This is a genomic window from Enterocloster sp. 210928-DFI.2.20, assembly GCF_020554465.1.
GTDB classification, from domain to species: domain Bacteria; phylum Bacillota; class Clostridia; order Lachnospirales; family Lachnospiraceae; genus Enterocloster; species Enterocloster bolteae.
Map to the genome: position 1 here is coordinate 54,653 of NZ_JAJCHK010000018.1, position 18,186 is coordinate 72,838.

Below are 18,186 nucleotides of genomic sequence, written 5' to 3' on the forward strand. Positions count from 1 at the left end.
GCTGACCTGGATTTTTTATTCTATGACCTTTTCATTTACATCTCCAATACTGGCGCCTGCTGATTCTCCATGCTCTGACAATGCTCAGTCACCAAATCATTCAACTCCTCTATGGAACCATACTCCGGCAGCCCATCCCACAGCGTTGGCACTCTGCACTGGATGGCTAACTGTTTACATTCGCTCCAGTTTGAAATTCCCATAGCGCTCTTGAGCGCATCCATTTTGCTTTCGGTTGCCGGAAGGCTCAATGTATAGTTATCATAAGGATTCCCTTTATAAATCCATACTTTAAAACTACAAGTCTGTTTGAAATCCGGATCTGGTAACTCCTCCCCTCTATAGATGGGCTCCAGTTCTTCTTGAATCCCGCTGGTATAACCAAATGCATGAAACATACCACCGTGTTTTTTTATATAATCTTTTCCAATCCCTTCATAATTAGATCTGGCTGCCTGCTCCTCCATAGCCATATCAGCGTTTCCCTTCAGCAGATATTCTCCTAATTTTACTTCTGTAGTTGCGCTCGGCAGATATCTGAATTTATCCATGTTGCAGGAAAGATTGATCATATCTTGGAGTGTCTCCGGTTTCATCATCTCAATCACGGTTCCGAATACCGCCTCATCCTGGCTGTCCATCCATTTCACACGATAGGCCAGATAGTTCAGTTCCTCCAATCTTTTTTCTGACACAGGGACCTCATACAGGTACTGGCGCAGATTTGGAATGGACGATTCCACATAGGCGGTAGCTGTTTCCAATGGAACTGTATCCGTTCCATTCAGAAGAGAATAGGCTTCTCTCATTTCTTCGATCGTAGCCGGCAGACTGATACCTACACCAGGGCTTACTGTCCGGCTCAAATAAATCTTAAACATCTAAATTCCCCTCTCTGTCTCTTCACATATAGCCGTTTCTATTTTTGATACTCTATTAAAAAGGCCCGCCATTTTTTGATCTGGCTGACCTGAAATTTTACCCCATATCCTCTTTTACCCGTCTCACATCTATGAAAAGGCCAAAAAATCGAGGTCAAAAACGGCCATTTTTTGCCCGATTTTTTCCTCGATTTTTCGCCAAAAACCACTATATCTTGTGGTAAACCCCCTCTATTTTCCTTCCAAACCACAATTCCGCATCATTATCACCACCTCGACATTCCCTGTCCCCGGAAACATATCCACTCCACAAACTTTCTCCACCCTATACCCTCTATCCTGCAGCACCACCAAATCCCTGACCAAACTGGTTGGTTTACAGGATATATATACAATCCGGTCCACTCCGAAATCAATGATTTTTCCCAATGCCTTTGGATGTATCCCATCCCTGGGCGGATCCACTACAATCAAATCCGGCTTATCCTGAAGCTCATCAATCACTTTGAGCACATCGCCGGCCAGGAACTCGCAGTTCTCCAGTCCGTTGAGCCTGGCGTTTACCTGGGCTGACCTGACTGCTTCCTCTACAATCTCAACGCCTACCACCTTTTTAGCCACAGGCGCCAGTATCTGTGCAATGGTCCCGGTACCGCTGTATAGGTCGAATACCACCCTGTCTTTTGTATCGCCTACGAATCCCCGTGCCGTATCGTACAACACCTCCGCACCAAGGGAATTGGTCTGAAAGAAGGAAAAGGGCGAGATGCGAAAACGCAGCCCCAGCAGTTCTTCGTAAAAGTAATCCTGTCCATAAAGGATGTGGGTAGCATCGCTCTGAACCACATCTGCCAGGGAGTCATTTTCTGTGTGGAGGATGCCCGCCAGCCTGCCGTCCAAAGGAAGGCCCACCAGCTTTTTCGTCCACTCTGCCAGTACCTCTTCCTCCGTCCTTTCACCCAGATAATCCCTCTGTGTGCTGGTCACCAGGTCTACCAGAATTTCCCCTGTCTTTACCGCTCTCCGGACCAGCAGATGGCGAAGATACCCCTGATGCTGTAATTTTTTATAGAATGCAACCCCCAGCTCCTCAAAATATTCTTTTGTGGCTACCAGTATTCTGCAAAAATCCGGATGTACAATCCGGCACTCCGGAGTGGTTACGATATCGTAAAAGCTTCCCCTCTTGTGCATTCCCAATGCCAGCGGACCATCCTTTACCTCATCCCCAAAGGAGAACTCCATTTTGTTGCGGTATCCTGATGAGATGGGACTGGCCTTGATTCCCTGGAACTCATAGGTACCGTCCTCTACCACGGTGTCCAGCAGGGATTTTACCTGCTCCTTTTTAATGTTTAACTGTTCTTCATAGGGCAGGCTCTGGTAAATACAGCCGCCGCATATCCCAAAATGGGGACATGCCTCCTCTGGCTTTTCTGCCGGGGAATGCGCCAGTATCTCCAGGGTTCTGGCTTCCGACTTCCCTTTTCTCCGCTTGGTAATCACACACTGAATTTTCTGGCCTGGTATAGCATTCTTTACCACTACTCTCTCGCCATCTATATGAAGGATCCCCTTATTGGGGAATTCGATTTTTTCTACTGTTCCTTCGTAAATATCGCCTTTTTTCATAAAATATCTCCGTTCTGCCCGCTGCTTAGGCATTTTTTTATGGTCCTCTTTTGCCGTATCATTATATCATGCAATAGGGTCCGCATCAAGCCAGACCCAAAAAGGACCGCCACTTCCGCGGCGGTCCCAACAACTATCCTGTTCTATCATCCTACTGTATATCTTACTGTGTATCTTATGATGGTCTTAAGGCAGCCTCTGCTATTCAGCCTTTTCTGTCTTCTTTTCCTCAGGCTCCTCATCCTCAAAGAAGTCATCGTCAAAATCATCATCGAAATCATCTTCAAAATCTTCCAGATAATCAGGAGTAAAGAAACGGTATACAGCGTATGCAATTCCTGCAACTGCTGCAACTGCTCCAATGATGGCCAGTACCCAGAGAATACAGTTCTTTTTCTTCTCGTCCTCTTCTCTCTTGTGAAGCAGTTCATTGATCCTGCTGGAATTCATCAGTTCTTCTACACGGCTTAATGCCTCTTTGCCCATCTGATCAAACCTGTCTCTGTCAAATCTGTTCATTCTACCCACGTCCTTTCTTATATATAAGCACTGCTGCCCTCTTGCTTGTTTTTAATTATTATATCATGGAAGCTCTTGATTTACTATCCCAATTTATTCAAATTTTATCCAATTGTTTCAATCCAATTTTAATTAAATCCCAGTCCTGGCAGAAATCTGCTGGGCAGATGCCTGTTTCGGCCAGACAGATACCTGTTTCAGCCAGGCAGGCGCCCGATTCCGCTCAGCAAATGCCGCTTACCGCCAGGCATCCCAGATGCCAGCACACCCATCAGACCTTTTTCAGCTTGGCAAAGGATGCAAACATTTTCTTCTGGCCCGCACCGTCAAATACCACCGTGACTTCGTAATCCTTACCTCCGTCCCTGATGGACTTCACCGTTCCCTCTCCGAATTTGATATGCCTGACCCTGTCTCCCTCGCTGTAATCCAGGGTTGCTGCCTTCTGCACTGTAAATGCCTTGCCAAATCCCGGATTTCCCGCTGTGCTGCCGGTGCCCCGGCCTGACAAGGGCTGGGATGATCCGGATGCATATGCGTTATATCCCTTTCCAAAGGTGCTTGTACGCGTATTCCCCGCTGCCGGCTGGTTCCACGGCAGGCCTGCCTCGCCGGAAATACCGGTCTTGCCAAATCCGCCTGCACCGGCACCATTGTTCCGGCTGCCATAGCTTCCCAGCACTGGTTCCAGACGCTCCTCTTCCAGCAACTCACCCGGCACCTCCTCCATAAAACGGCTGGGCTTACAGTATCTGGTTTCGCCGTTGACCATCCGCTGTCTGGCGCTGGTAATCACCAGCTCATTTTTGGCCCTTGTGATACCCACATAGCAGAGACGGCGCTCCTCCTCCATGTCCGTCTTGTCATCGGAATTTATGGACATCATACTGGGAAACAGCCCATCCTCCAGGCCTACCAGGTACACCTTCGGGAACTCCAGTCCCTTGGCGCTGTGCAAGGTCATGAGGGTGACCCGGTTCTCGGATTCATCCATATTATCTATATCAGCCACCAGGGCTACCTGCTCCAGGAATTCATCCAGAGATGGATGCTCGCTGTCTTCCTCGTAACTCACGGCCTTGTTGACCAGCTCCTCTATATTCTCCAGCCTGGTCTGGGACTCCACCTCTCCCTCTGCCTCCAGCTCCTGCTGGTAGCCGGTCTCGTCCATGATGCCCTCTATCAAGTCCTGGATGGTGTAATCATCTGACTGTGCCCTGGCCCGGAAGCTTTCCATCTGTCCTATAAAGGCTCCGATTTTTTCAGCAGCCTTACCCAAGCCCGGAATCTGCCTGGCCTCCCTGAGAGCATCGTACAGGCTCATGCCATGTTCAGAGGCAAAGATGGTAACCTTCCCCATGGTGGTGGCGCCGATTCCCCGCTTGGGCACATTGATGATGCGCAGCACCGACAAATCATCCACTCCGTTGGCTATGGTCTTTAAGTAGGCCAGAATATCCTTGATTTCCTTTCTCTGATAGAAATTCACGCCTCCCACCAGACGGTAGGGTACGTTGTAAAAGATACACCGCTCTTCCAGAAGACGGGACTGGGCATTGGTGCGGTAGAGCACAGCCTGCTCCTGATAGGCATAGCCGCTGTCCCTTATCTCCCTGGCCACAAAGTCCGCTTCCTCTCTGGCTGTGTCAAACTGTTTAAAACGAATCAAATCCCCTTCGCCATTGGCAGTCCACAGGGTCTTATCCTTACGCCCGCGGTTGTGGCGTATAACGCCGTTGGCCGCATTCAGTATGTTCTGGGTGGACCGGTAATTCTGCTCCAGTTTAATGACCTTTGCCCCGGGAAACATCTCCTCAAAGCTCAGAATATTCCCTATATCCGCCCCCCTGAACCGGTAAATGGACTGGTCGTCATCCCCCACCACACACAGGTTCCTGTACTTGGAAGCCAGCAGGCTGACCAGCTTGAACTGGGCCAGGTTGGTGTCCTGGTACTCATCCACCATGATATACTTAAACCGCTCCTGATAATAATTCAGGATCTCGCTGTTATTCTGGAATAATTCCACTGTCTTTACAATGAGATCGTCGAAATCCAGTGCATTATTCTTCTTAAGACGCTTCTGATACTCCTTATATATCTCCCCAATCCTGCGCTGTCTGAAGTCCTGCCCTGCATTTAACAGGAATTCCTCAGGACCGATGAGCTTGTCCTTCGCAGAGGATATAGTGCCTAACACGGAACGCTCCTTGAACTGCTTGGTATCCACATCCATGGCCTTGAACACCTGTTTCATCAGGGTTTTCTGGTCGTCGCTGTCATAGATGGAAAAATTCGTGGTGTAACCCAGATACTCTATATGCCTGCGCAGGATGCGCACACAGGTGGAGTGGAAGGTGCTGACCCAGATGCTCTCAGCCCCAAAGCCTACCAGCTGGTCCACCCTTTCCCTCATCTCCCCGGCCGCCTTGTTGGTAAATGTGATGGCCAGTATATTCCACGGGTTCACCTGCTTCTCCTCAATCAGGTATGCCACCCTGTGGGTCAGCACCCTGGTCTTTCCGGAACCGGCCCCAGCTAAAATAAGGAGAGGCCCTTCCGTTTGAAGGACTGCCTCCTTCTGCATGGGATTCAATGTATCGTAAATACTCATAAATTATGTACCGCCTTTTTAACTGCAATTATGTTTATTAAGTATACCATTCTGAACCCCATCCTGCAAGACCTGCCTTTCGGACGATTGCAGCCGCATTACAGGCAGCTGTCTCTCCATTGCCATATCTCCTGTTTCCTGTCTTACAGGCATTCCCCCATAAACCCGCATAGATTTTCATTTCCCCCTTGTCATCTAGTATTCAATACTATATAATAGATATAGCAATGTGATAAGAATGACAGAGGTGACACATAGATGAAGACAAATGAAGAACGTCTGCAGGACCTGTTTTCCTATCTGGGGAACCTGTCCCATGTCAAGGCGGACGAGATTCCTGATATTGATTTGTACATGGACCAGGTTACCACCTTCATGGACAGCCATTTAAAAGATATGAGACGCCATCCGGGTGATAAAGTCCTGACCAAGACCATGATTAACAATTATGCCAAGAATAATCTTCTGCCTCCCCCGGTGAAGAAGAAGTATTCCAAGGACCACATGCTGATGCTTGTGTTCATATATTATTTTAAAAACCTTCTGTCCTTTAGTGATATTGAAGAGCTTTTCCGTCCTATTACATCAAAGCATTTCTCAGGCCAGACATCCCAACTGTCCCTGGAAGATATCTACAACGAAGTATTTACTTTGGAAAAGGGCGAGATGAATAATCTGAAGTCTGATGTGGCGGCTAAGTTTGCCCGTGCCCAGGATACATTTTCAGATGCTCCTGTGGATGACAAGGACAGGGAATATCTGAAGCTGTTTGCTTTTATCTGCGAGCTGTCCTTTGACGTGTATCTGAAGACACAGATGATTGAAATGATCGCGGATCAGCTCAGGGAGGATGCGCCTGCCCCCCGCAAGAAATAGGCTCCATAACCTGTCAGCCCCGCCTTGACGTACAAAAAATGGATTGCCGGGGCTGCCGGCATACCTATAGAAAACAAAACGGATATCGCAGCAATCCTGCCGCAATATCCGTTTTTTAATACACCCTTTATCATACTCAGCTTTCATTATCCCCTTTGTCTGCCTGCGTTCCCCCTGTGAGCCTGGCGAACACCATGTCGTATCCGTCACTTCCATAATTCAGCGAACGGTTTACTCGGCTGATGGTAGCGGTGGATGCGCCTGTTTTCTCCGCAATCTCCAGGTAGGTCTTGCCTTCCCGCAGCATCTTGGCCACTTCATAGCGCTGGGACAGGGACAGCAGTTCATTGATGGTGCACACATCCTCGAAAAACTTATAACATTCATCCGGAGTCTTTAAAGTTAGTATGGCATCAAATAGATGGTCCACTGCTTCTGTTTTAATTTTCTTGTTCATGTCCTGGTTATCTCTCCTTATAATTCATACGGCCTTCCCCCTCCGCATGTGTATTGTAAAATGATTACAGGTCATATAAGCCCCATACTTGTTCATTTTAGCATATTAAAGTCTGAAAGTCCATACGTGACGGGAGATTTTATAAGGGCATTTTTTCCGGCGCTTTCTCCGCACTTTTTCCAGGTATGTTTTCTGCTATTTTCCCTGTCCCTTTCAGGGCAGCATGAACTTCTCAACCACAAGTCCCACGCCGTCGTGATTATTGGATGCGGTGATATAATCAGCGGCCTGCCTCACCGGGAGAACAGCATTTTCCATAGCCACGCCCAGACCGGCATACTTAATCATAGTCAGGTCATTGTAACCGTCGCCGCAGGCTATCATCTGCTCCCGGTCAAGCCCCAGCACTTCCAGCAGACGGGCCAGCGACCGGGCCTTATCAATTCCCTTTGGCATGATTTCCAGGAAATACGGCTCGGAACGGTACACGCTGAAATCGCGGCCCATGGCAGCCTTTACCTTAGGCTCCACAGTCACCAGGTAATCGCCGTCATCCAGCATCAGGAACTTGGGTACTTTAAAATCCACATAGGACTTCATGTCTTCCACCTGACGCAGGGGCAGGTGGTTGATGTTGGACTCGGCAATGGCATAGGGGCATTCCACATTGTTAGTAATAATTTCCTCACCCTCATAAGTAAGGATATCTACCCTGTGCTCCTCTGCCAGCCCGATAATCTTCTGATTGGACTCCCTGGGCAGCAGTGAAGAAAACACGGTTTCACCTGTCTTGCAGTTTGTGATCATTCCGCCGTTATAGGACAGGATATAGCTGCCGAAACGTGACAGCTCCAGCTCCCTTGCCAACGGCTCCACGCCGGCCGTGGGCCGCCCGGATGCCAGCACCACCACGTTTCCCGCTTCCTGGGCATTCATCAGGGCCTCTTTTGTCCTGGGTGTGATGATTTTGTCACGGTTGGTCAGTGTACCGTCCAAATCCAGTACGATAATCTTGTAGTCCATCGCCTTTTCTCTCCTGTATCCGATTCTTTATTTCCGCTTATCTGCTTATGCGTTTCCATGGAACCATTTTATCAGAAATACAGCGCAGTGACAACCGGAACAGGTATTCATCCTTATCAGCTAATCCTTATGAGTCTTATCCCGGAGACCGAAATTCAGCTCCACCAAAGCCCTGGGACGGCCGCCCTTGGCAGCGCTTTCCCTGGCACAGACCGTCCCCAGTCCGGCTGCCTGAATCTTACTGAGAATACGCCTGGCGCTCCTGACCGTGATGCCCAGACATTCCGCCAGCTCCGAAGCGTCAAACACATAGCTCTTCCTCACATCCGCAATAGCCTGAATTTTCAAAATGGATTCCATACTGAGTCCGGTCTTTTCGGAAATCGTCTGTATTTTGGGGTCAAAGGATATCATGCTGTACTGAAGCTGCTGCTCCAGGCCCAGGGGGCCCTGGATCTTCTCTTCCTCATCAATCTGGAAGATCCCTCCCTCCCCCTTGCCAAGAGAATATTCCAGGGCTTTCCTGGCATGCATCTCTGCCTGGTAAGCCGTCAGGCCCATGCCCAGGCCTGCATTTACCACCAATCCCAGGTTCTTTCCCTCCCTCTGAAGAATCCTCAGGTCCTTGTGGTTCTTTTTTCCCTTCACCACCCCGGAGTTGGCGTAAATCACGTATTCATCACGCCCAAAGGGGAATACAGATCCCTGGATTCCCCTTACGTAGCGTATCAGTTCCACTTCAAATTCAGCCTTGCTTGCCATGGCACTGTAATACTGGTCCTCCTTCTCCGGGAAGTTGGACATCTGTATCAATTCCACCGCAATCTGCGAATACTCTGCCTGGGCCAGGGCCCAGCCCTTTTCCAGATCGGCCAGGGCATCCCTGACCTGGGAGCGTTTGGGTTCCAGATAAAAAACCCTGCCGCCCTTTTCTTCTATCATATGATAGACTGCCACATAAGCAGTGACCGCCACATCGGTCATCTTCTTCTCCAGCAGCTCCATATGCCATGCAACATACTCTTCCTCCGCCACGCCTGCAAGCAGCGGGCAGGTATATATATTCCTGGGCTGTATGTGAAAGGCATCCAGGATATCCTCAATAATCTGCTTCTCCACCACGTCAATACTGAAGGTGTCGATTTCCCGCCCTTCCCTGACCATTTTCAGAAATACTTCCGCAATACTGCTGGCGGACCGTCTGATGTATGTGTAAGGTTTCTGCATCTGGTGATGCCCCAGCACATAGTCGCAGATACCGCTTCCGGTAAATATCACGCCGTCGCACTCCTGCTCGCAGGTATCAATGACATCCACGGCCTCCCTTACCAGCTCTCTTGTATATAAACGCACCTCATGACTCTGGTCAATCTGCTGTATTGCTTTCCTGATGATTACGCAGGATTCCCTTGGCCCCACTACTCCCACTATCATTTATACTGTCAACCTCCCGATTCTTTGCGCACAGCGCGCCTTATACCGATTATAAATCAGAAGCATCGTATAAATCAACCACCTGATGGTCTTTTAAGAGATTTAGATATTCTTCCTTTGTCAGTGCGGGCCGGAAATCCCTTATGATTTCCTTTCCTTTAGCGCCCTCATCCCACAGCAGATCAATGATGGTAAGGGCCATCATCTTGGCTGGCACAATGTAGGCGGTGTACGGGTCGTCCATCCGGTAATTCTCCGTGTGTAGACCGCCCTTTATGCCACCTGCCCAGATATGCATACAGGGCATGATCTGGGAAATGTCCCCCAGGTCCGTGGAGCCGGCTGTCTCCCAGTCCTCCACAAACGCATCTTCCCCGGCATGTTCGTAAGCCATCATGTTGTCACGGTACAATCGTGCAATCTGACGTTCCGTGTTCAGAGGCAGATAGCCGATACAGTCGTGAATCTCCACCTTGCCCCCCAACGCCATGGCAGCTGCCTTCATGCTCCGGTTCACCTTATGGGAGGCATCCTCCATGGCGTCAATGGTAAAGGCACGGACCATGATTTCCATGGTAACGCGCTCCGGCACCACATTTACCAGGCCTCCGCCCTCCTTGATTACAATGCTTACCCGCACCTTGTCCTCGTCTCTGAAGGTTTCCCTCAGTGCATGAATATTGTTCATGGCCAGCTCCGCCATGTTCAGGGCATTGATTCCCTGTTCCGGGGCAAACCCGGCGTGAGCCGCCTTTCCCAGGAAATGCACGGTCTTACTGATGAATCCATTGCCCTTAGTGTCCAGGATACAGCATTTTCCCGGCTCCATCTCCATCATATGGCACTGAAGAACCATATCCGTATCGTCCAGGCCACCGCGGTACATAAGCTCCTGTTTTCCTCCCAGATAGTGGATGGTTCCCTGACTCATGAGGCGGTTTCTGTACTCATAATCCACACATTCCTCTGCTGGTATGGCTATAAAGTCAGCGGCGCCCCCCAGGTGCTCCATGACGCCTGACGTAAGGATACCTATTGCTGCCCCGTACATGTTTGCCAGCTGCACATTATGCCCGCAGGCATGAACCATTCCGCCCTCAGCTGCATCCGGGTGGGAGTCGCACATGATGCAGTCCAGCTCTCCCATCACCGCCACCCTGGGCCCGTTTCCCTTGGGACCGGAGGACACACGGCAGCCTGTATAGGATACACCTGTCTCCGGCTCCAGCCCAAGCTTGCAAAAAGCTTCCTCCATAAGTTTTCCCGTCCTGAACTCCTTAAAGCCCAGCTCCGGCGTTTTATAAGCTTCCTTTCCCAGGGCAATGATTTCGTCCCGGTGTTCCTCAATCACATTAAGGCATCTCTGTTTCAGTTCTTCTTTGTCCATATCATCATTCCTTGTCATCTATACTTACAGTTCTGTCATCCGGCTCATGACCCTGGTGGCCTTCCACAGTTCATCCATATCCAATGCTTCCTGCACAGTATGTACGTCCATCATGCCAACGCTTAATATAAGGCTGCTGCAGCCGTATCCGGCCAATATATTGCCGTCGCTGCCGCCGCCGATAACCATGGGCCTGGGTTCGATTCCCTCCTTCTCCATGGCCTGGGCTGTCATGCGGTACAAATCACTGTCAAGACTTACCTCCAGGGAAGGATATGCCAGTTCATGTTCCATTTCATAGGTGGCCCCCATCTCCAGGCAGGCTGCCTTCAGGCATTCCTCCATGTGAGCCACTTCATCCCTCAGCTTATCCATGCTGTGGGAACGTATCTCGGCGGTAAATGTCACCTCATCGGTCACGATATTGGTGGCTGCCCCTCCCTCGATCCGCCCGATATTGGATGTGGTCTCCTGGTCAATCCGCCCAATATGCATCCGGCTGATTGCCCTGGACGCTGCCACGACAGCATTGATTCCCTTCTCAGGTTCAATACCCGCATGGGCCTTACGGCCTTTCACCGTGCACCTTATGGCCTCCATGGCCGGGGCCTTATAGGCAATGATTCCTGCCGGGCCTGTTGCGTCTGCTATGACCATGTTCTTGCACGGCAGGCGGGACGGGTCCATGTGTTTGGTCCCCTGCATGCTTGTCTCCTCAGAAACGGTAAACATGATATAAAACTCCTTGTGTGGCCTGTTGGTCTCCACAATATCCTCCACGATTTCCAGTATGGAGGCCACAGCCCCCTTATCATCGCCTCCCAGGGTGGTGGTGCCGTCCGTGCGGATGATATGGCCATCCACCACCGGCCTCACATCCTTACACGGCTCAATCTGGTCCAGATGGGCCACAAAGCAGAAGGGAGGATTACATGGCTCGCCCTTGACATGAGCGATAATATTTCCGCCGTTTCCTCCATATGCTTTCCCGGCTTCATCTATGGAAGCCTCTATTCCTCTCTCCTTAAAATAGTTCATAAGCCACCGGCACTGCTCCATCTCCCCGCCGGAAGGACTGTAAATCTGAACCAATTCCAAAAAACGTTCCTGCATCCGTTCGCGTGACAGCATAGTTATCCTCCTCATTATATAAGCCTTCATATGCACTTAGCGCCCATGTCCCGGGCGCTTGTGCAAAGTATCCTATCCCTTTTTCTTGTCTATCTCTTTTTCTTATCTGTCTCTGCCTATTATTCTCTGTCTATCAGTTTATGCCTTTCAGTTTATGCCTTTCAGTTTCTGTCTGTCAGTTTCTGCCTGTCAGTCCCTGCTTATCAGTCAACCTGAAGCTCTTTCTTGTAAAGAAGCTTGCCGGCGTAGATGGAGCCAAATACAGCTACCAGAATAACCACATAGGATGGGTTGCCCGGTATGAAGCTTAAGAAGCCCAGCTTCATGAGCCAGTTCATTCCGATGGCGATGATGGCAGCCACCACGCCCAGTTTGGGACGTGTTGCGGCAAACTGTCCAAATACAGCGCCGAAAAGCGCGGGAAGCAGGAAATTAAGCGCCTCCTTCACAGGTGCAGGAAGAATGTTCAGGATAACGCTTCCCGCAACAGCTCCCACGGTAAGAATTACCACATTGACGAGAATGGATGTGGCAATACCGATGGTGGAAATAATGGATCCTTCCTCTGTACCCATCTCCACTCCGGCCGCCTCCTGGGCCACGGAAGAACACGGCACACGCATGTTGGAGGTATTGCCTGAAAGGAAGGTCAGGTAGGTACCCGGAATGCCCAGAATCGGGAAATAGGAAATGGGCTCAACAATGTAAAATGCTCCGCTTACGCTGATCTGCATCAGAGTGCCGGCGATAATGGCGGACACCGGAGGCATGTAGCCCCGGAAGGCCATCACAAGAGCAGGAAGGAATCCTGCGAAAATGCCCAGCAGCAGTGTAATCTTTCCCCATTTCACGATTCCGGGGATATATGTACCAGAATAATAATCGTTTTTCATCTTCTAACCCTCCTTAGATTGCGCTGACAGCATATCCGATGAACATGCCGCTGAACATGGCAATTGCAAATGCCCACTCCCTGAGCCAAGCGATATCCCTGGCCCTTGACAGCTTCACCAGTACCATCATGATAACACAGCCAGCTATGGTAGCGATTGCCGGTGCGTTGGTGAAGGTAAGGGAACCCTCTGCCGTAAAGAAGTTGCCGGAAGCCAGGTTGGCAAACGCACCCAGCATGGCGCCTGCGGAAATGATGGGAACCATCTTGGCATTGCCCTTTGACATTAAGTGGTTAACCTTGTCCATCTTATCGCAGAACAGGAAGGTAAAAATCAGCCAGCCCAGGGAGCCGCATACCATGGTCCACACGCCGCAGGCAAATGCCATGGTATCCATGGTCTGAAGTGTCTTTCCCATGGCCTGAGCGCCGAATCCGGCCGCCATGGCCTCATAGTTGACAGAACCGATAAATGACAGACGCATCCACGCCACCGGCGCACCCATGGTAACCAGCAGGGATATCATGGTGACCAGTATTACTACGGATGGGCCAATGGATGATATCACGCTGCTCTTGATTGCCTTATGTACCTGGTCCGTGGTAAGGGCCGACTCGCTGGCTGCCTTTATAGACCTTTTCATAAACAGAATTGACTGAAATACTACCACCGCTACTGCCAAAGCCGCTGCTGCCCACATCAGAGGGCTGTTGGCATAATCCAAATAATTAACACTTTCGTTCATTCTGACCTCCTTGGTTATTCCCCTTTCCAAAAGCTGCAGTCTTTTGGATTTTCTAGTTTCGGTCATGTCCATAACATGTCCTTATATTTATATTTACTACATTTCATCGGTATTGTCAAGGGTTTTTGTTGAATATTTGTTTGGATGATGGAATGGGATTTGGCATAGGTAGTGCAGAATATCTTAAAGGACGGGGCGGGAGTTGGCTGCGGGCAGCTATCTGCACGGGCGGGAAGGAACAGTGTAAAAGCGCCGGTATTGTTACCGCAAAGGAATATTGCAGTAATAATACCGGCGCTTTACATCAACCGATTCATCTGTCTAATGCTTATTCTGTTTTCCCTTCATACCGCTTCCGGTAATAATCCATGGTCCGGTAGTCAATCACATCCTTCATCTGTTGGGAAAACCCGTCCATTTCCACCGCCTCATATAACTGCGGATTCAGAGCCAGTACATAGCCCTCTTTACGCACAAAAAAACCTTTTCCGGACTGCAGCAAAAAGCGGACCGGGTTTTTTAAGGCTTCTCTGGTACAGCGTTTCTTATCCCATGTACGGAAGTCACTTGTACTCTTATCTTTCGCTAAATCCTTCCAGTTATTTGCCGTATAATAAAACTCCTTATGGCCCCGGTATATATCATCCTCATCAATCTGAGTTTTGACATTGCCATTGTTATAAAATGCCAAAAGGACCGGCATCTTATAGGACTTGGTCATTTGCGTGGTCTCCAGCATCTCCAGAAAATCATTGCCAATACTATTAAATATGGCACGGTTTCTGTCTCCCAGCTCACCCAGGCTATTCAAATACCTCAGATAATGTTTAAACGGACTGTTCTGCAAACCATTACATATCTGGAGTATTTCTTCCTCCATGTAGGTAAACAAATCCATACGGGCCGGCACTCTGCCGCCCAGCATCTCCTTAATACGGAAGTATTCACTGCGGATCCGCTCTTCCTTTTTCGCCCTCTTCTTTGCCATTTCATGGAATAAATCAATCAGACGCAGGTCGAAATCAACCAGACAGTCATCCGGATACTCAAAATCCTGTTGCTGCATTCTTCCGGCTTCCGTACTTGAATAACTTCTTCCGCTTAAAAAGAACGGTGCCGAGCCTGCTTTTTCATAATTACCGATAAAATCCAGTACATTCAGGTATTCCTTATCCCTGCTTTTACGCAGCCCCCGCCCAAGCTGCTGGAGAAATACCACCGGGGATTCTGTGGGTCTCAAAAACATAACCATATCAATTTCGCTGATATCTAACCCTTCATTGAACATATCCACAGAAAAAATAACCTTTAACTCACCACGCTTAAGCTTCTCTATCGCTTCACTTCTCTCAACAGCATACTCGCCGTCTGAATCGCTGTATACAGCTGCCGCCGGAATATTGCGACGGCAGAATTCCTTTGCCATCTGCTCCGCATGTGTGCGTGAACAGCAAAATCCCAACGCCCTTTTTGAGCGGTATTTCATATAGTATTTATAAATCAGTTCGTACTGCCTGCCCTTTATGAATTCCTTTGTCAGTTCTTCCTCATCGTATTTTCCTTTTACAATGCGAATCTTGGAATAGTCCACTGTCTCGTCCAGAATTCCATAATAATGAAATGGTACCAGCATACCTTTGTTAATGGCATCTTTCAGGCCAATCTCATAAGGTACGTTATAATCGCATAGCGCGTATATATTTCTTCCATCCATTCTTTCCGGTGTGGCTGTCAGCCCTAACAGGAACCGGGGCTTAAAATATTCCATGATTTTTTTATACTGGTCTGTAACAGCATGATGGAATTCGTCAATAACAATATAATCAAAATAATCCCTGGCAAAGTATGATTCATTGAGATAATCTGTTTTACCCAAACTGGAAACAGAAGCGAAAATCACGGATTTATCCCTTGTTTTCTCTTTACCATAAAAAAAGCCATAATCATCGGAATGTCTCACATTCCTGAAGCTTTCTGCTGCCTGCTTCAGTATTTCTTCCCGGTGGGCCACAAACAGGACTCTTTCATAAGGCTGAGAATCAAACGCAGCCAGATATGTTTTTCCAATACCTGTGGCGGCGCAGATCAATGCCTTCTCCGATCCTTCCAATCGGCTGTTTTTCAGCGCGTACAGAGCTTCTATCTGTGCTCCTCTTGGCTGAAATACCACTTCCCCGTCCGTCTCGTCGTCAAGGCTGTCATACCGTTCCATATCCCGGATAACCGCCGGTCTTTTCCATTCTTTGGAATATTGTTTCAGAACCTCATCATTTATGACGATGGAGTGGTTATAAAACAGATCCTCAAAAGTGCCGCAAAACTGATGAAAATTCCGGCTGTCCCGCCTTTCATCAAAATGATAGTTCCATTCTATACCGGATGTAAGGGCGCTGCGTGATACATTGGATGAACCAATGTATATTTCCCCAAAATCCTTTCTTCGGAATATGTAGGCTTTAGGGTGAAACGACCGTCCCTTTTCGTTGTAAAACCGGAGGTCCACCCGGTCCCCCAACCGTTCCTTTATCAGACACAATGCCCCCGGCTGTGTAATTCCCAGATAATTTCCGGTCAGGATTCTGATTTTTACTCCGCGATTCAGCGCCTGCTCCAAATCATCCAGAATCATACGCACTCCGGACTCCATGAGAAACGACACAATCATATCAATCCGCTCAGCCTTTAGCATGCTGAGCTCCAGCTGGTATAACAGAAATCTTTTTTTATCCCTTCCCCCGGTAATGACCTCACAGGGCCCGATTTCCATTTGAATCTGCCTCAGCGATTCTATTTTTTCCTCAATATCATGTTCAGCCATTTTTCTTCTGCTCTCCCCGGACGGACATCACTCGTTACCCACATCTCCAATATGTCAAACGAATTTACATCTTTTAACAGCTTATCCATCTTTTCTTCCGTCATATCCGTAAAATAACGGCCATTGCGCTCACCCTCAGCGGTACCATACTTGAAGGATGTATACAGTATTCCATGTGATGTCAAAGCACGGGCCATTTTGATAAACACATCCTCCAGTTCTCTATAAGCCAGATGCAGGATGGAAGAACATGCCCAGATTCCATCATAGGCTTCCTTTTCATCTAAATCCTGAAAATACATCAGCCTCACTTCAATTCCTGTATATCCAGAAGCTATCCTGACCAGTTCTTCCGAACCATCTGCGGCATCCGCCTCAAATCCCCTGTCCAGGAAATACTTCGTATCTCTGCCGGAGCCGCATCCGAAATCCAGGATTCTGGCTCCCGGCTTCAGATACGCCAGGAAACGCTCCTGCATCTCCTTAAACTCCACATCCCTTGTGCTGTCAGAAAATTCTTTTGCATGTTGGTTGTAATATTGTAATGAATCATTCATGAATACAAATGCATCCTTTCCTAAATAATCCGGCCGCTGTCCTCTATTTACATGACTACTGTCAATCATATCATTTTTTGACATCACAGGCAATTAAAACTAATTTCTCAGTTCCCAATGTTTTATTCACCGATTCCCTCCAGCCCTAATAGACTATACTATACCAAATCATATAAGGAGCATATTGATGAAAAAAGCAATTAGCATTCTTCTGGCAGCAGCTATGGGCGCCGCTGCCCTAACCGGCTGTTCAAAATCATCCGGCAGTTCATCCTCAGGCAACACCCCGCTGGTCCTCAACGAGGTAGCCCATTCCATCTTCTACGCCCCCCAATACGCAGCCATCGAACTGGGCTACTTTGAGGACGAAGGCATCGACCTGACCCTTGTCAACGGTGCCGGTGCTGATAAGGTTATGACCGCCCTTATCTCCGGTGACGCCCAGATTGGCTTCATGGGCTCCGAGGCCAGCATCTACGTATACCAGGAAGGTTCCCAGGACTATGCGGTGAACTTCGCCCAGCTGACCCAGCGTGCAGGCAACTTCCTGGTGGGACGCCAGCCTGAGGATAATTTTAAGTGGGAAAGCCTGAAAGGCAAGAAGGTTCTCGGCGGACGCGCAGGAGGCATGCCTCAGATGGTCTTTGAGTATATCTTAAAGAAACACGGTATGGACCCCAAAACAGACCTTTCTATTGACCAGAGCATTAACTTCGGGCTGACCGCAGCTGCATTTACCAGCGATGATGCGGACTATACCGTGGAATTTGAGCCTTTTGCAACCACTCTGGAGAGCGAAGGAAGCGGATATGTGGTGGCTTCTCTTGGAACAGAATCCGGATATGTACCTTACACTGCTTACTGTGCCAGGAAGAGTTACGTGGAACAGAACCCGGAAATCATTCAGAAGTTTACCAATGCAATTCAAAAAGGCATGGACTACGTAAACTCCCATTCAGCCGAAGAAATAGCCAAAACCATACAGCCCCAGTTTAAAGAAACACCGGTGGATAAACTCGCGGTTATCGTAGGCCGTTATAAGGACCAGGATACATGGAAGGATGACACCGTATTTGAAAAAGAAAGCTTTGAGCTTCTGGAAAACATTCTGGAAGAGGCAGGCGAACTGTCGGCACGTGTTCCCTATGAAGACCTTGTGACCACACAATTTTCTGAGCAGGCGGCAAAATAGACGGCAAAACAGACAGCAGAACAGACA

Annotated in this window: 16 protein-coding genes; 2 read left to right on the forward strand and 14 right to left on the reverse strand. The window is 48.8% G+C overall.

Going from position 1 to position 18,186, the window contains the following annotated elements:
• Positions 1-35 precede the first annotated feature (35 nt).
• From LI015_RS16625 to LI015_RS16645, 5 genes are all read right to left on the reverse strand, one after another.
• The gene (locus LI015_RS16625) at positions 36-881 is read right to left on the reverse strand and encodes a hypothetical protein (protein WP_002565901.1); all 846 of its coding nucleotides are present in this window, start codon (positions 879-881) and stop codon (positions 36-38) included.
• A gap of 231 nt (positions 882-1,112) precedes the next feature.
• Positions 1,113-2,513 (reverse strand): 23S rRNA (uracil(1939)-C(5))-methyltransferase RlmD, encoded by a 1,401-nt coding sequence (rlmD, locus tag LI015_RS16630; protein ID WP_227125708.1) that lies wholly within the window; start codon positions 2,511-2,513, stop codon positions 1,113-1,115.
• A 201-nt stretch (positions 2,514-2,714) separates the two neighbouring features.
• A complete protein-coding gene (locus LI015_RS16635; RefSeq protein ID WP_002565899.1) occupies positions 2,715-3,032 on the reverse strand; it encodes a hypothetical protein in 318 nt (105 codons plus the stop codon).
• Positions 3,033-3,303: 271 nt separating this feature from the next.
• Positions 3,304-5,646, reverse strand: coding sequence for a DNA helicase PcrA (gene pcrA, locus LI015_RS16640; RefSeq protein WP_227125710.1), 2,343 nt, complete (start codon positions 5,644-5,646; stop codon positions 3,304-3,306).
• 37 nt (positions 5,647-5,683) lie between these two features.
• Complete coding sequence (locus LI015_RS16645) at positions 5,684-5,827, reverse strand: hypothetical protein (RefSeq protein WP_007038638.1); 144 nt, start codon at positions 5,825-5,827, stop codon at positions 5,684-5,686.
• 77 nt (positions 5,828-5,904) lie between these two features.
• Here LI015_RS16645 and LI015_RS16650 point away from each other — a divergent pair, with 77 nt between their 5' ends.
• Positions 5,905-6,522 carry a DUF1836 domain-containing protein gene (locus LI015_RS16650; RefSeq protein WP_002565897.1) on the forward strand — a complete coding sequence of 206 codons (618 nt, stop codon included), beginning with the start codon at positions 5,905-5,907 and terminating at the stop codon, positions 6,520-6,522.
• Positions 6,523-6,658: 136 nt separating this feature from the next.
• Here LI015_RS16650 and LI015_RS16655 read toward each other — a convergent pair whose 3' ends face one another.
• The 9 genes from LI015_RS16655 to LI015_RS16695 all read right to left on the reverse strand — a co-directional run bounded on the left by LI015_RS16655 (position 6,659) and on the right by LI015_RS16695 (position 16,967).
• On the reverse strand, positions 6,659-6,979 hold the full coding sequence (locus LI015_RS16655; protein WP_002565896.1) for a YerC/YecD family TrpR-related protein: 321 nt from the start codon (positions 6,977-6,979) through the stop codon (positions 6,659-6,661).
• A gap of 213 nt (positions 6,980-7,192) precedes the next feature.
• Complete coding sequence (locus LI015_RS16660; protein WP_117626278.1) at positions 7,193-8,002, reverse strand: Cof-type HAD-IIB family hydrolase; 810 nt, start codon at positions 8,000-8,002, stop codon at positions 7,193-7,195.
• Positions 8,003-8,122: 120 nt separating this feature from the next.
• Positions 8,123-9,436 (reverse strand): hypothetical protein, encoded by a 1,314-nt coding sequence (locus LI015_RS16665; protein ID WP_002565894.1) that lies wholly within the window; start codon positions 9,434-9,436, stop codon positions 8,123-8,125.
• Positions 9,437-9,485: 49 nt separating this feature from the next.
• On the reverse strand, positions 9,486-10,823 hold the full coding sequence (locus tag LI015_RS16670; protein WP_117626276.1) for an amidohydrolase: 1,338 nt from the start codon (positions 10,821-10,823) through the stop codon (positions 9,486-9,488).
• 24 nt (positions 10,824-10,847) lie between these two features.
• The gene (locus tag LI015_RS16675; RefSeq protein ID WP_227125713.1) at positions 10,848-11,954 is read right to left on the reverse strand and encodes a M20/M25/M40 family metallo-hydrolase; all 1,107 of its coding nucleotides are present in this window, start codon (positions 11,952-11,954) and stop codon (positions 10,848-10,850) included.
• Between the two features lie 203 nt (positions 11,955-12,157).
• On the reverse strand, positions 12,158-12,847 hold the full coding sequence (locus tag LI015_RS16680; RefSeq protein ID WP_002565891.1) for a hypothetical protein: 690 nt from the start codon (positions 12,845-12,847) through the stop codon (positions 12,158-12,160).
• A 13-nt stretch (positions 12,848-12,860) separates the two neighbouring features.
• The gene (locus LI015_RS16685; protein WP_319638727.1) at positions 12,861-13,664 is read right to left on the reverse strand and encodes a DUF5058 family protein; all 804 of its coding nucleotides are present in this window, start codon (positions 13,662-13,664) and stop codon (positions 12,861-12,863) included.
• Positions 13,665-13,920: 256 nt separating this feature from the next.
• Complete coding sequence (locus tag LI015_RS16690; protein WP_227125717.1) at positions 13,921-16,410, reverse strand: DEAD/DEAH box helicase family protein; 2,490 nt, start codon at positions 16,408-16,410, stop codon at positions 13,921-13,923.
• Complete coding sequence (locus tag LI015_RS16695) at positions 16,380-16,967, reverse strand: class I SAM-dependent methyltransferase (RefSeq protein WP_038294750.1); 588 nt, start codon at positions 16,965-16,967, stop codon at positions 16,380-16,382. Before LI015_RS16695 ends, LI015_RS16690 begins: the two co-directional genes overlap by 31 nt.
• Positions 16,968-17,154: 187 nt before the next feature.
• Between LI015_RS16695 and LI015_RS16700 the strand changes: the two genes are divergently transcribed.
• Positions 17,155-18,159, forward strand: a complete 1,005-nt coding sequence (locus LI015_RS16700; protein ID WP_002565887.1) for an ABC transporter substrate-binding protein — start codon at positions 17,155-17,157, stop codon at positions 18,157-18,159.
• The last annotated feature ends 27 nt before the right edge of the window (positions 18,160-18,186 follow it).

What these genes read in the sequence shown, in the direction of transcription:
- LI015_RS16625 (WP_002565901.1), bottom strand. Translation starts at nt 881, where the DNA reads ATGTTTAAGATTTATTTGAGCCGGACAGTAAGCCCTGGTGTAGGTATC.
- LI015_RS16675 (WP_227125713.1), bottom strand. Translation starts at nt 11,954, where the DNA reads ATGCTGTCACGCGAACGGATGCAGGAACGTTTTTTGGAATTGGTTCAG.
- LI015_RS16655 (WP_002565896.1), bottom strand. Translation starts at nt 6,979, where the DNA reads ATGAACAAGAAAATTAAAACAGAAGCAGTGGACCATCTATTTGATGCC.
- LI015_RS16690 (WP_227125717.1), bottom strand. Translation starts at nt 16,410, where the DNA reads ATGGCTGAACATGATATTGAGGAAAAAATAGAATCGCTGAGGCAGATT.
- LI015_RS16635 (WP_002565899.1), bottom strand. Translation starts at nt 3,032, where the DNA reads ATGAACAGATTTGACAGAGACAGGTTTGATCAGATGGGCAAAGAGGCA.
- LI015_RS16665 (WP_002565894.1), bottom strand. Translation starts at nt 9,436, where the DNA reads ATGATAGTGGGAGTAGTGGGGCCAAGGGAATCCTGCGTAATCATCAGG.
- LI015_RS16695 (WP_038294750.1), bottom strand. Translation starts at nt 16,967, where the DNA reads ATGAATGATTCATTACAATATTACAACCAACATGCAAAAGAATTTTCT.
- LI015_RS16680 (WP_002565891.1), bottom strand. Translation starts at nt 12,847, where the DNA reads ATGAAAAACGATTATTATTCTGGTACATATATCCCCGGAATCGTGAAA.
- LI015_RS16685 (WP_319638727.1), bottom strand. Translation starts at nt 13,664, where the DNA reads ATGGACATGACCGAAACTAGAAAATCCAAAAGACTGCAGCTTTTGGAA.
- LI015_RS16660 (WP_117626278.1), bottom strand. Translation starts at nt 8,002, where the DNA reads ATGGACTACAAGATTATCGTACTGGATTTGGACGGTACACTGACCAAC.
- LI015_RS16700 (WP_002565887.1), top strand. Translation starts at nt 17,155, where the DNA reads ATGAAAAAAGCAATTAGCATTCTTCTGGCAGCAGCTATGGGCGCCGCT.
- LI015_RS16670 (WP_117626276.1), bottom strand. Translation starts at nt 10,823, where the DNA reads ATGGACAAAGAAGAACTGAAACAGAGATGCCTTAATGTGATTGAGGAA.
- pcrA (WP_227125710.1), bottom strand. Translation starts at nt 5,646, where the DNA reads ATGAGTATTTACGATACATTGAATCCCATGCAGAAGGAGGCAGTCCTT.
- LI015_RS16645 (WP_007038638.1), bottom strand. Translation starts at nt 5,827, where the DNA reads ATGAAAATCTATGCGGGTTTATGGGGGAATGCCTGTAAGACAGGAAAC.
- LI015_RS16650 (WP_002565897.1), top strand. Translation starts at nt 5,905, where the DNA reads ATGAAGACAAATGAAGAACGTCTGCAGGACCTGTTTTCCTATCTGGGG.
- rlmD (WP_227125708.1), bottom strand. Translation starts at nt 2,513, where the DNA reads ATGAAAAAAGGCGATATTTACGAAGGAACAGTAGAAAAAATCGAATTC.